The following is a 12842-nucleotide window of genomic DNA, read 5'->3' on the forward strand; positions in this document are numbered from 1 at the left end:
AAAACTGGTTCGTCAATTAGTTGCGGCCGCCCCCGATGTAAAGAGGCGGCCGGGCGCATTGAACTGCAGCTGGATATCAGAACAGGCCGCCGGCACCCGATGTCACGGCCTCGTTGGCCTGCGGCGATTCCCTGAGGATTTCCTCGGGCGCGACATAGCCCTCCATGCCGATGACGGAGAAGGTGTCGGCAGGTCCGGTGCCCGGCTTGAAGGCCTCAATGATCGTGTCGGGATCGCCCTCGGCCGCATACATGCCGGTCTTCCGATTGATCGGGATAAGGCTCATGCCTTCCGGCAGGCGGAACTTGCCCGGAGGCGTTCCGGCCACGGCGTCCTGCATGAACTCGTTGAAGATCGGCGCCGACATCGAACCGCCGGTCGCGCCTCGGCCGAGCGGTGCGGGATTGTCGAAGCCGATATAGAGGCCGGCGACCAGATCGGGCGTGTAGCCGACGAACCAGGCGTCCTTTTCATCGTTGGTCGTGCCGGTCTTGCCGGCGGTCGGGCGATCGAGCTTGATCTTGCCGGCCGCGGTGCCGCGCGTCACGACGCCTTCCATGATCGAGGTGATCTGATAGGCGGTCATCGGGTCGAGAACCTGCTCGCGATTGTCGACGATGGCCGGCTCTTCCTGGCCATCCCAGCCATTGGCGTTGCAGCCTTCGCAGACCCGCTCCTCATGGCGGAAGATGGTCTTGCCGTAACGGTCCTGGATGCGGTCGATGAGCGTCGGCTTGATCTGCTTGCCGCCGTTTGCCAGCACCGCATAGGCAGAAACCATGCGCAGCACCGTCGTTTCGCCGGAACCGAGCGACATGGCAAGCACCGGGTTCATCTTGTCATAGATGCCGAAACGCTCGGCATATTCGGCGACCAGGTTCATGCCCATGTCGTTGGCGAGGCGGACCGTCATCAGGTTGCGCGACTTCTCGATGCCGAGACGAAGGGTGGAGGGACCGGCCGAACCACCGCCGTAGTTCTGCGGCCGCCAGACCTGACCGCCCGAGACGAACTCGATCGGGGCGTCCATGATGACCGAGGCCGGAGTATAGCCATTGTCGAGCGCGGCCGCGTAGACGAACGGCTTGAAGGACGAGCCGGGCTGGCGCATGGCCTGCGTCGCGCGGTTGAACTCGGACTGGGCATAGGAGAAACCGCCGACCATTGCGAGAACACGGCCTGTATGCGGGTCCATGGCCACGAGACCGCCCTGCACCTTCGGCGGCTGGCGCAGCTTGTAGCCGCCCTTGCCTGTCTTCTCGACATAGACGACATCGCCCGGCGCCAGGACGCCTTCCGGCGACTTCGCCGTCTTGCGGTCGCCCGCCGCGGCGCGGTAGGCCCAATCCATGTCGTCGGCCGCGATGGTGCCGGTCTCGCGTTCGGCCACAACCTTGCCGCCGGCTTCCTTGGCGGGCTGCAGGCCGATGTCGACGTTCGACGCCGAAACGGCGAGCACGACGGCAAGCTTCCATTCAGGCACATCGCTCAGCGCATTGAGCTTGGCGAGCTCTGCCCCCCAGTCGCCCGAGGCGGAGATTTTCGCCACAGGCCCGCGGTAACCGCGGCGCTGGTCGTAGGTGATCAAGCCGTCCTGCAGCGCCTTGCGGGCGAAGATCTGCATCTGCGGATCAAGCGAGGTGCGCACCGACAGGCCGCCTTCATACAGCGACTTGTCGCCGTACTTCTCGATGATCTGGCGGCGAACCTCTTCGGAAAAATAGTCCGAGGCGAACAGATAGGAACCGGTGCGGCGACCGGTCACGCCGAGCGGCTGCTTCTTGGCTTCCTCTCCGTCGGCCTTCACGACGAAGCCGTTCTCCACCATGCGGTCGATGACCCAGTTGCGGCGCTCGATTGCCGCCTCGGTGTGGCGGAACGGATGGTAGTTGGACGGCCCCTTCGGCAGTGCCGCGAGATAGGCGGTTTCGGCGATGGTCAGTTCCGTCACCGACTTGTCGAAATAGGTGAGTGCCGCGCCGGCAATGCCGTAGGCATTCATGCCGAAGAAGATCTCGTTCAGATAGAGTTCGAGAATCTTGTCCTTCGAATAGGTCTGCTCGATGCGGAAGGACAGGATTGCTTCCTTGACCTTGCGGTCCATCGTCTGGTCGGCCGAGAGCAGGAAGTTCTTCGCCACCTGCTGGGTGATGGTGGAGGCGCCCACCGGGCGGCGGCCGGAGCCGAGATTCTGGACGTTGACCAGGATGGCGCGGCCAAGACCGTAGATGTCGACGCCGGGGTGATTGTAGAAATTCTTGTCTTCGGCCGACAGGAACGCCGCCTTGACGCGGTCCGGGATTGCCTGGATCGGCAGGAAGAGGCGCCGCTCGCGGGCATATTCCGCCATCAGCGCGCCATTGCCGGCGTGGATGCGCGTCGTGACCGGAGGGGCATAGCTCGACAGTACCGCGTAGTCCGGCAGATCCTTCGAGACCCCGTTCAGATAGACGGCGACGACAACGGCTACGCCGAGGGCCAGGACGGACGCGAGTCCGAAGAGATAACCAATCAGTCTGATCATGTTCGAGCTACCGGCAATGCTTTCGGTTCAGCGCGCAATGGGCGAACATCGCACATAGCGTGGCGTTTTGCACGTCATGCGGCCCTTGGCAAGACACAAGCGGCCCCGTTCGGAGTAACCGCCCGATTGTGAGGAAAATAGGGCCGTCTTTATGTTATGCACGGCCCCACTTGGCCCGGCACGCGCAGCCGATCAGCCGCCATTGGCAACGACCGGCACGCGATAGCGCTTGATCGCCGCTGCCAGCAGGTCGGCGATCTTCACGCGCCAGGCCGGATCGAGCAGGAGCTTCTCGTCGTCCTTGTTCGACAGGAAGCCCAATTCCAGCAGGATCGACGGCACGTCATGGGCCTGCAGCACACGGAATCCGGCATAGCGATGCGGATTATTGATCAACTGCACCTGCCCCTCGAAGGACTTGACCACGGAATCGGCCATGGAGATCGAGAAGGCCTGCGTCTCACGGCGCGTAAGGTCAAGCAGGATGTCGGAAACCTCGGCCGGCTCGGTGGAGAGACTGACACCGCCCACAGCGTCCGACAGGTTCTCGCGCTCGGCGAGATCTTCGGCCATGCGGTCGGATGCCTTGTCGGAGATGGTGTAGACGGTGGCGCCGCGAATATTGTTCTGGCGCAGCGTGTCGGCATGGAAGGAAACCAGCAGGTTTGCCCCGCGCTGCCGCGCGATGGTGACGCGCTCGGAGAGCGACAGGAACTCGTCGCCTTCCCGCACGAGAAAGGCCTCGATGCCGGCCTCTCCCCTCAACCGTTCGGCCAGCGCCCTGGCAAAGGCGAGCGTGATTTCCTTCTCCGGCGTCTTGGTCGCCGCACCCGCCGCACCGGCGTCGATACCACCATGCCCGGCATCGATGGCGATGACGAACGCGCCCGACACATCCGGCGTGGCCGCCGCCAGCCGGTCGCCGCGCTGCACGCCCGCGCTGGCATCGGCAATGGCAGTCGTCCAGGTCTGGTCGTGCACCAGCTTTTCGAAATCCTGCTGCGAAACCATTTCGGCATCGAGCACCAGACGGAAGCCCTCGCCGCCTTCGTTCGCCATGACCTCGCTGACCACCAGCCGCGCCGGCCGCTCGGCCGTCAGCACCAGCCTTGCCGAATCCGCATCCATCGATCCGTAGCGAATGTCGCGAAACAGCCCCTTGGCCTCAAGATCGGCCTGGGGAAACGTGAAGACGGTCGACGGCAGGTCGACGACGATCCGGTCGGGCTTGCCGATGTAGCGCACCGCGATTTCGGGCTTGCGGTCGAATTCAAGGACGATGCGGGTGCGGGCCCGGTCGCCGACGATACGCGCGGCATAGGCGGCAAGGGGATCGGCCGGAACCACGGGCGCATCCTCGGCGGCCGATGCGGCGTTGACCGAGACACCCGCAACCGCCAGCAGCAGCGCAACAGCGATTCGCGCATATTTCAGCCTCAGGCGAGGCCGATGTCCCGAACGAGACAGGTTCATATCCAAGTCGCTTCCCCGTATCGAATCGCCGGCGATCGCCATTTTGCCCCCGCCATTGCGTCGATCCTGCATGAAATCAGTCCCGTTCGGTCGAAAACCGGAGGCTTTTACGCGGTCAAACTGTGTCAAATCGGCACAGCCGCCTCTTTCGGCCGAGAATCGGGATTCCATGTCAAACCCCGCTAATCAATCGATATTATGGCATAATTTCGTTTCCCCTTGCTATTGTCACGCAGAAAACATACAAGGCAGATGAGGGTTAAAAGTGCCAACGGGATAGAATGACCGCCACGGCTGCCAACCTCTTCAAGGACTTGGCGCCTAGCTTGTCGGATCTTCATCCGCCGTCTCCGCTTTTTTTCCTGAAACTTGTTTAACACGCCGGCTCGGCCGGCAAACGCAACTGGTGGTTTCCACCGCATGCTCAAAAGAGCACTCATCGGGTCTCCAGGGGCCTAGGTCATTGTCGTTTTCGTTCGGTCTTTGATGTCATTGCAGTTGATCTTGAACACGTTTGGCGGATCGGGCTTTTCAAGCACCCCGACAGCCGTTCAAGTGCTGCCAGCGCACCCCACCGGGCGGGAACATTTATATCCGGCGCCAAGCCCCCAAGGCATCACCCGCACCAAAGCAAAGCGAGCGAGTGAACTCCTTCCAGGCGACGCCGAGGAGCACAGCTTAAATGGCAGACAGAATGTTGATCGACGCGTCTCACGAAGAAGAGACGCGCGTTGTCGTCGTACGCGGTAACCGTATCGAAGAATTCGATTTCGAGTCCCAGCACAAGAAGCAGATACGGGGCAATATCTATCTGGCGAAGGTGACGCGTGTCGAACCTTCGCTGCAGGCCGCCTTCGTCGACTACGGCGGCAATCGCCATGGCTTCCTGGCCTTCGCCGAAATTCACCCCGACTACTACCAGATCCCCTATGCCGACCGACAGGCGCTCTTGAGCGCCGAAGCCGAGGAACATCGTCGCGAAGACGAAGCCGACGGCGACGAGGCACCGGCCGTCGACCTGGCCAAGCAGGAACAGCCCGACGTCGGCATCGCACCCGACGAAACGGCCGAGCCGGAAGCAGAAGCTGCGAGCGAAGCGCCGGTTGAAGCCGTCGCCGAAGAAGTTGCTGCGGCAGAAGAGGCCCCGAAGGCAAAGCCGAAGCGCACCCGCAAGCCGCGCGCCAAGAAGACGGCGGAGACGGAAGAACAGATTTCCGAAGCTGTCGAAGCCATCGACGACGACGGCAAGGGCGACATGGCCGCCCTGTTCGAAACTGACGACGAGATCTCCGAGGATGCCGGCGGACGCCGTGGCCGCGATGACGATTTCGACGATGACGACGACGACCACATCGAAGAGAAGGAAGAGATCGAATCCGTCGGCGCCGAAGACGCCATGGAAGAGGTTCCGGACCGGGTCGTGCGCAAGCCGCGCAAGCAGTACCGCATCCAGGAAGTCATCAAGCGCCGCCAGATCCTGCTCGTGCAGGTCGCCAAGGAAGAACGCGGCAACAAGGGCGCAGCGCTCACCACCTACCTGTCGCTCGCCGGCCGCTATTCGGTCCTGATGCCGAACACGGCACGTGGCGGCGGCATTTCCCGCAAGATCACCAATCCGGCCGACCGCAAGCGCCTGAAGGAAATCGCCCGCGGTCTCGAAGTGCCGCTCGGCATGGGCGTGATCCTGCGCACGGCCGGCGCCAACCGCACCAAGGTCGAGATCAAGCGCGACTTCGAATACCTGATGCGCCTGTGGGAAAACGTCCGCACGCTGACGCTCAATTCGACCGCTCCGTGCCTGGTCTATGAAGAAGGCTCGCTGATCAAGCGCTCGATCCGCGACCTCTACAACAAGGACATCTCCGAGATCGTCGTCGCCGGCGAGGAAGGCTATCGCGAAGCGAAAGACTTCATGAAGATGCTGATGCCGAGCCACGCCAAGGTGGTTCAGCCCTATCGCGACCTGCACCCGATCTTCTCGCGCTCCGGCATCGAAGGCCAGCTCGACAAGATGCTGCAGCCGCAGGTGACGCTGAAGTCCGGCGGCTACATCATCATCAACCAGACCGAAGCGCTGGTGGCGATCGACGTCAACTCCGGCCGTTCGACCCGCGAGTACTCGATCGAGGACACCGCGCTTCAGACCAACCTGGAAGCCGCCGAAGAAGTCGCCCGCCAGCTGCGCCTGCGCGACCTTGCCGGCCTGATCGTCATCGACTTCATCGACATGGAGGAGAAGCGCAACAACCGCTCCGTCGAGAAGAAGCTGAAGGATTGCCTGAAGAACGACCGCGCCCGCATCCAGGTCGGCCGGATCTCGCATTTCGGCCTGCTCGAAATGTCGCGTCAGCGCATTCGCGCCTCGGTTCTCGAATCCACGACCCAGCTCTGCCCGCATTGCGGCGGCACGGGCCTGATCCGTTCGCAGTCCTCGGTTGCCCTGCACGTCCTGCGCGGCATTGAAGAATACCTGCTGAAGAACACGACCCACGACATTACGGTTCGCACGACGCCGGAAACGGCGCTCTACATCCTCAACCAGAAGCGCGGCACGATCGTCGACTATGAGCAGCGCTTCGGCGTCGCCATCGTCATCGACAGCGACGTTTCGGTCGGCTCGCAGCACTTCGGCATCGACCGCGGCGAACCCGTGGCCAACCCGGTGAAGATCGAGAGCCTGATGCAGTTGCTTCCGCCGATCGAGGAGGACGACTACGTCCCCGAGATCGAGGAGGACGAGGAAGAAGAAGAAATCATCGCAGCCGCACCGGCAGCCCAGCCGGCAGCAGCAGCCGCCGCCAACAGCGACGAGCAGAACCGCAAGCGCAAGCGTCGCCGCCGCCGGCGGAACAAGAACGGCCAGCCCGGCAACGGTGCGCAGGCCGGCGCTGACGGCGATGCCGAAGGCGACGAGGACGAAGGCGAAGAGGGCGACGAGGACAGCGCCGTCGAAACTTCGGGCGAAGCCCGCGAACAGGACGAAACCGTCGGCGAAGACGGCCAGAAGCGCAAGCGCCGCCGTCGCGGCAAGCGCGGCGGCCGCCGCAGCCGTCCGGGCGAAGAAGGCTCCGAGAACGGTGCCGAAGCATCCGCTGAAGGCGACGAAGGCGAAGGCGACGACAGCGATACCGAAGCCGCTCTGATCGAGAACATCGCCGAACAGGCCGTCGCGGTCGAACCGGCCGCCATGGCAGCGATCGAATCCGCCGAGGAAGTCGTCCAGCCCAAGCCGCGCCGCAGCCGCAAGGCCAAGGTTGCCGTGTCTCCCGTCGAGGAGCCGGTGATCGCCGCCGAACCGGTCGCCAAGGTCGAGGCCCCCGCCGCCGCAGCACCGGTCGTGGAAGAGGTCGCGGCACCTGCAGAAGCGGAAGCGGAAGCCGAGGTTGAAGCGGCCGAAGAGGCAAAGCCGGCTCGCGCCAATCGCCAGTCGAATGTCTCCTCCTCCGAACCGGTCGTGACGTCGGTCAAGACAGCGACGGACGGTGACGACGAACCGACAAAGCCGAAAAAGGGTGGTTGGTGGCAGAAGCGCGGCTTCTTCTGAGAAGCCCCTTAGCACCAGGACAAAACAAAGGCCGCGTCTGACGCGGCCTTTTTTTGCGTAGTGGGTGATGGGCGGTGGCGCCGGGCTCAACCGAGGGGGCGGATCCGTTCCATGACCAACGTCGGCTCGTTCATGAAGGTCGCGAGACCGCGTTCGGCAAAGCCGTTCTTCGTTGCGACGCGGATCGATGCCGCGTGTTGCGGCGACATGATGCAGGTGGTCTTCGCATCGACGAAGTTGGCGTCCGCCCAGGCAAGGGCCGCCGCCAACACCTCCGTGGCAAGCCCTTTACCCTGCGCATCCGGCGCGATCACCCACCCCGCTTCCGGCAAGCCGTCGAGGCTCGGCTGGATGTCGCGCTTGTAGTCGGCGAACCCGACCTCGCCGAGAAAGGCGCCGGTCGCCCTGTCCTCGATCGCCCAATAGCCGAAGCCGAGCACCTGCCAGTGACCGACATAGCGCAGCAGCCTCGTCCAGGTTTCCGACGGGGTCGAGGGGCGTCCGAGGATGTGCCGGACCACACGCTCGTCGCTCCACAGGCGGAGCATGGCGTCGAAATCCCCCGCCCGGTGACCACGCATGACGGTGCGCAGCGTCAGCAGCTCGGGCGTCGGGCCGAAAGGCGCCTGGGTTCTCGTTCTGGACATGGTTGAGCCCTCCAGGCGGCCGGTCCATCAGACCCGGCCGCGTTCACACTCTGATTCAACGTCTTGCCAGACTGATTCCGGAAATGCCGCCAGGGCCTTGTTCCGGAATCGCTTTTCACGGCAACCAGCGGGCCATGCGATCGGTCGCCTCGACCATTTCGGCATAGGTTCCGGCATAGGAGATCCTCAGCGCCCGGTGACCGTCGACCGGATCGAAGTCCATGCCCGGCGTCGCCGCCACGTCGATTTCGGCCAGCATGCGCCTGGCGAACCCCATGCTGTCATTGGTATAGCGGCTGGCGTCGACATAGGCGTAAAAGGCCCCGTCCATCGGCGAGAGCAGCGGCAGGCCGAGTTCCGGCAGCCGTGTCATCAGGAAGTCGCGGTTCTTGCGGCAACTGGCCTTGTAGTGCTCCAGCTCCTCTTCGGCGTCGAGCGCGGCGATCGCCGCGATTTGCGACAGCTCGGGGGCGGAAATGTAGAGGCTCTGGGCCAGGCATTCGAGCGGCCGGACGATGTGGTCGGGCACGACCATCCAGCCGATGCGCCAGCCGGTCATGCAGTAGTATTTGGAGAAGGAATTGATGACGATCGTCTCGTCGCCGATCTCCAGCGCGGTCGCCTCTTCGCCAGCGTAGGTGAGGCCGTGATAGATCTCGTCGGAGATGAGCGTGATGCCCTGCCCCTGGCAATAGTCATAGACCGCCTTCAGCTGTGCCCGCCCCGTCACCGTGCCGGTCGGGTTGGCGGGGCTTGCCAAAAGCACGCCCTTGAGGCGCAGGCCTGCGCTTGCCTGCGCAGCCTCGAGGCTCTCCGGGGTCAGCGTGAACTGGGTTTCGGCATTGACCGGCACCTCGATCACCTTGAGACCAAGCGCCGAGAGGATGGCGCGGTAGGCCGGATAGCCGGGCCTCGCGATCGCCACGGCATCGCCGGGATCGAAAAGCGCGAGGAAGGCCAGGTTGAAGCCGGCCGAGGAGCCGGTGGTGACGACGACACGGGCCGGATCGACGGCAATGCCGTGACGCCGGCGATAATAGTCGGCGAGCTTGGCCCGAAGGTCGGCGAGACCGAGCGCATCGGTGTAGCCGATCCGGCCGTGGCCGAGCGCCTGGCGCGCTGCGGCCAGGGCCGCTTCCGGCGCCGGGTGGCCCGGCTGGCCTACCGCCATCGAGATCACCGGTTTTCCGGCATTGCGGCGCCGTGTCGCCTCCGCCAGCAGATCCATGGCGTGAAAGGGTTCGACTGCGCTGCGTCTTGAAAGGGAAACCACGAACAACTCTCTCCGGTCGATGAAGGTCGCCCGACAATTGCCGTATTATTGCAGTCATCACAATGGCGAGAGCGCTTCGCTGCGGCCATTTTTCCAATTCCACTTGCCGTTCGCTGCCGATACGCTAGAGCAAATCAACGGTTTCGGATGGCTTTGGCCATCCGCACGACATCCGCCATGGCGGACAGCATGCAAGAGGAAAGACATGGCCTTGAATTTCAGGAAGCTCGCCGCGACCGCCCTCATACTCCTGCCGGTGGCCCTGCCCACGTCGGCCGGCGCGCTCGACGACGCGCAGAAGAAGGAGCTCGGCGCCTTCATCAAGGAATATCTGATCGCCAATCCGGAGATCATGCTGGACGTCCAGGATGCGCTCGAGAAGAAGCAGCAGGACGCGCGCCTGCAGCAGGCCTCGGCGGCCGTCAAGGACAACAAGGACGCGCTGTTTGCCTCGGAATATGACCTCGCGCTCGGCAATCCGAAGGGTGACGTGACGATCGTCGAATTCTTCGACTACAATTGCGGCTACTGCAAGCGCGCGCTCTCCGACATGGAGGACATCCTCGCCAAGGACAAGAACGTCCGCTTCGTGCTCAAGGAATTCCCCATCCTCGGACCGGAATCCGAAGCGGCCCACAAGGTCTCGGACGCCTTCCGCAAGATCGCACCCGAAAAATACGGCGATTTCCACCGGGCCCTGATGGGCGCCGAAGGCCGCGCCGGCGAAGAGAGCGCCCTTGAAGTCGCCTCCTCCCTCGGCGTGACCGAAGAGCAGATCCGCGCCAAGATGGCCGAAAGCCCGAACGATGCGTCGGTCAAGGAAGCCTACCAGCTGGCGACCAGCCTCGGCATCACCGGCACCCCCTCCTACATCGTCGGCAACGAGGCCGTGTTCGGTGCCATCGGCTCCGAGGCGATCGGCCAGAAGCTTGCCAATGTCCGCACCTGCGGCCAGACGACCTGCTGACGGCGCAACACGCCGCGCTTAACCTTGCCCCTCATTTTCCGGGGAACGAACCGCACCCGGGCCGCAAAGGGCTTTCCCTTGCGGCCTCGCCGGTCTATAGGAGGCGGTTGAAAGTCGACGGAACCGCAGATGAGCAAGATCCTTTTCGTCCTGAACGGCCCAAATCTCAACGCGCTCGGCAAACGCGAGCCGGGGATCTACGGCGGCAAGACGCTCGCCGACATCGAAGCCGATTGCACGGCTGCCGGCGCGGAGCTCGGCTTTTCGGTGGACTTCCGTCAAACCAACCACGAGGGCGTGCTGGTCGACTGGCTGCACGAGGCCGGCGAGAAGTCGGTCGGCGTGGCGATCAATGCCGGTGCCTATACGCATACCTCGATCGCGCTGCACGACGCCATCCGCGCGATCGGCGTTCCGGTCGTCGAGGTGCATATCTCCAACATTCATGCGCGGGAAGAGTTTCGCCACAAATCGGTGATCGCACCCGCCACCAAGGGCATGATCTGCGGCTTCGGCCCTCACAGCTACATCCTGGCGCTTCACGCGCTGAAGAACATCACGCAATAACAAGAATACAGGACCCCTTTCCATGGCTGACAAGAAATCGGGAATCGATCAGGCGCTGATCCGTGATCTGGCAAACATCCTCAACGACACGGATCTCAGCGAGATCGAGGTCGAGCAGGACGACATCCGCATCCGCGTGTCGCGCGCCGCACCGCAGATGATGGCTATGCCGCAGATGGCCTACCAGCAGTTCGCCGCACCTCAGGCGGCAGCACCGGCTGCGGCCGCAGTGGTCGCCGCCGAACCGACGCGCAACCTCGCCAATACGCTGACCGCACCCATGGTCGGCACGGTCTACCTCGCACCGGCTCCGGGCTCGCGCCCCTTCGTCGAGGTCGGCTCGATCGTCAAGGAAGGTCAGACGCTTCTCATCATCGAGGCCATGAAGACCATGAACCAGATCCCGGCGCCGCGCTCCGGCAAGGTTGTCGAAATTGTCGTCGAAGACGGTCGCCCGGTCGAGTACGGCGAGCCTCTGATCGTCATCGAGTAAGCCGATGACAATCTCCAAGATCCTCATCGCCAATCGCGGCGAAATCGCGCTTCGGGTGCTTCGCGCCTGCAAGGAGCTCGGTATCGCCACCGTTGCCGTGCACTCGACGGCAGACGCCGACGCGATGCATGTGCGCCTTGCCGACGAAAGTGTCTGCATCGGCCCGCCGCCGTCGCGCGACAGCTATCTGAACATTCACCAGATCGTCGCCGCCTGTGAAATCACCGGCGCCGACGCCGTCCATCCCGGCTACGGCTTCCTGTCGGAAAACGCCAAGTTCGCCGACATCCTCGACGCCCACGGCATCACCTTCATCGGGCCGACCGCCGAGCATATCCGCCTGATGGGCGACAAGATCACCGCCAAGAAGACCGCTGTCGAACTCGGCATTCCGGTCGTTCCCGGTTCGGCCGGCGAAGTGCTGCCGGAAAATGCGCTGGAGATCGCCCGCCAGATCGGCTTCCCGGTTCTCATCAAGGCGACCGCCGGTGGCGGCGGCCGCGGCATGAAGGTGGCAAAGACCGAGGCCGAACTCGAGGAGGCCGTTTCGACTGCCCGCTCCGAGGCGCTCGCCGCATTCGGCAATGATGCGGTCTACATGGAGAAATATCTCGGCCATCCGCGCCATATCGAAGTGCAGGTCGTCGGTGACGGCGAAGGCAATGCGATCCATCTGGGTGAACGCGACTGCTCGTTGCAGCGACGCCACCAGAAGGTCTGGGAAGAGGCCAACTCCCCTGCCCTCAATGTCGAGCAGCGCATGAAGATCGGCCAGATCTGCGCCGACGCGATGAAGAAGATGAAGTACCGCGGTGCCGGTACGATCGAATTCCTCTACGAGAACGGCGAGTTCTATTTCATCGAAATGAACACCCGCCTGCAGGTCGAGCATCCGATCACCGAAGCCATCACCGGCATCGACCTGGTGCACGAGCAGATCCGCGTCGCTTCCGGCGCAGGCCTGTCGGTCACGCAGGACGAGATCACGTTTTCCGGCCACGCCATCGAATGCCGCATCAATGCCGAGGATCCGCGCACCTTCGTTCCCTCGCCGGGCACGATCACGCATTTCCACGCGCCGGGCGGCCTGGGCGTTCGCGTCGACAGTGGCGCCTATGCCGGCTACAAGATCCCGCCCTACTACGACAGCCTGATCGGTAAGCTGATCGTGCACGGCCGCACCCGCGTCGAATGCATGATGCGGCTTCGCCGCGTGCTCGACGAGTTCGTCGTGGACGGCATCAAGACGACGCTGCCGCTGTTCCAGGATCTGGTGGCCAACCAGGACATCGCCAACGGCGACTACGACATCCACTGGCTGGAAGACTATCTGGCCAGGACCGCACCGTGAGGT

9 protein-coding genes are annotated in these 12842 nt (G+C 63.5%); 5 read left to right on the forward strand and 4 right to left on the reverse strand.

Annotated elements, in window-relative coordinates; genetic code table 11:
- Positions 1–76: 76 nt before the first annotated feature.
- Together L867_RS0105325 and L867_RS0105330 are read right to left on the reverse strand one after the other, a co-directional pair.
- Positions 77–2524: a penicillin-binding protein 1A gene (locus L867_RS0105325; RefSeq protein WP_028735914.1), complete on the reverse strand. Its 2448-nt coding sequence runs from the start codon at positions 2522–2524 to the stop codon at positions 77–79.
- Between the two features lie 192 nt (positions 2525–2716).
- Positions 2717–3997 (reverse strand): N-acetylmuramoyl-L-alanine amidase, encoded by a 1281-nt coding sequence (locus L867_RS0105330; RefSeq protein WP_051438869.1) that lies wholly within the window; start codon positions 3995–3997, stop codon positions 2717–2719.
- Positions 3998–4679: 682 nt separating this feature from the next.
- Here L867_RS0105330 and L867_RS0105335 point away from each other — a divergent pair.
- Complete coding sequence (locus tag L867_RS0105335; RefSeq protein WP_028735916.1) at positions 4680–7541, forward strand: Rne/Rng family ribonuclease; 2862 nt, start codon at positions 4680–4682, stop codon at positions 7539–7541.
- A gap of 86 nt (positions 7542–7627) precedes the next feature.
- Here the strand turns inward: L867_RS0105335 and L867_RS24635 are convergent, their stop codons facing one another.
- Together L867_RS24635 and L867_RS0105345 are read right to left on the reverse strand one after the other, a co-directional pair.
- A complete protein-coding gene (locus tag L867_RS24635) occupies positions 7628–8188 on the reverse strand; it encodes a GNAT family N-acetyltransferase (RefSeq protein ID WP_051438837.1) in 561 nt (186 codons plus the stop codon).
- 115 nt (positions 8189–8303) lie between these two features.
- The gene (locus L867_RS0105345) at positions 8304–9461 is read right to left on the reverse strand and encodes a pyridoxal phosphate-dependent aminotransferase (protein ID WP_028735917.1); all 1158 of its coding nucleotides are present in this window, start codon (positions 9459–9461) and stop codon (positions 8304–8306) included.
- 205 nt (positions 9462–9666) lie between these two features.
- Here L867_RS0105345 and L867_RS0105350 point away from each other — a divergent pair, with 205 nt between their 5' ends.
- The 4 genes from L867_RS0105350 (at position 9667) to accC (ending at position 12839) form a co-directional block, all read left to right on the forward strand.
- Positions 9667–10428, forward strand: a complete 762-nt coding sequence (locus L867_RS0105350) for a DsbA family protein (protein ID WP_028735918.1) — start codon at positions 9667–9669, stop codon at positions 10426–10428.
- A gap of 129 nt (positions 10429–10557) precedes the next feature.
- A complete protein-coding gene (aroQ, locus tag L867_RS0105355) occupies positions 10558–10995 on the forward strand; it encodes a type II 3-dehydroquinate dehydratase (RefSeq protein ID WP_028735919.1) in 438 nt (145 codons plus the stop codon).
- Between the two features lie 22 nt (positions 10996–11017).
- Positions 11018–11488, forward strand: coding sequence for an acetyl-CoA carboxylase biotin carboxyl carrier protein (gene accB, locus L867_RS0105360; protein ID WP_028735920.1), 471 nt, complete (start codon positions 11018–11020; stop codon positions 11486–11488).
- Between the two features lie 4 nt (positions 11489–11492).
- Positions 11493–12839, forward strand: a complete 1347-nt coding sequence (gene accC / locus L867_RS0105365; RefSeq protein ID WP_028735921.1) for an acetyl-CoA carboxylase biotin carboxylase subunit — start codon at positions 11493–11495, stop codon at positions 12837–12839.
- The last annotated feature ends 3 nt before the right edge of the window (positions 12840–12842 follow it).

Source organism: Paenirhizobium selenitireducens ATCC BAA-1503 (assembly GCF_000518785.1).
Lineage (GTDB): Bacteria > Pseudomonadota > Alphaproteobacteria > Rhizobiales > Rhizobiaceae > Allorhizobium > Allorhizobium selenitireducens.

Coding starts and splice junctions, on each gene's coding strand:
- L867_RS0105325 (WP_028735914.1), bottom strand. CDS start 2,524: ATGATCAGACTGATTGGTTATCTCTTCGGACTCGCGTCCGTCCTGGCC.
- L867_RS0105330 (WP_051438869.1), bottom strand. CDS start 3,997: ATGAACCTGTCTCGTTCGGGACATCGGCCTCGCCTGAGGCTGAAATAT.
- L867_RS0105335 (WP_028735916.1), top strand. CDS start 4,680: ATGGCAGACAGAATGTTGATCGACGCGTCTCACGAAGAAGAGACGCGC.
- L867_RS24635 (WP_051438837.1), bottom strand. CDS start 8,188: ATGTCCAGAACGAGAACCCAGGCGCCTTTCGGCCCGACGCCCGAGCTG.
- L867_RS0105350 (WP_028735918.1), top strand. CDS start 9,667: ATGGCCTTGAATTTCAGGAAGCTCGCCGCGACCGCCCTCATACTCCTG.
- aroQ (WP_028735919.1), top strand. CDS start 10,558: ATGAGCAAGATCCTTTTCGTCCTGAACGGCCCAAATCTCAACGCGCTC.
- accB (WP_028735920.1), top strand. CDS start 11,018: ATGGCTGACAAGAAATCGGGAATCGATCAGGCGCTGATCCGTGATCTG.
- accC (WP_028735921.1), top strand. CDS start 11,493: ATGACAATCTCCAAGATCCTCATCGCCAATCGCGGCGAAATCGCGCTT.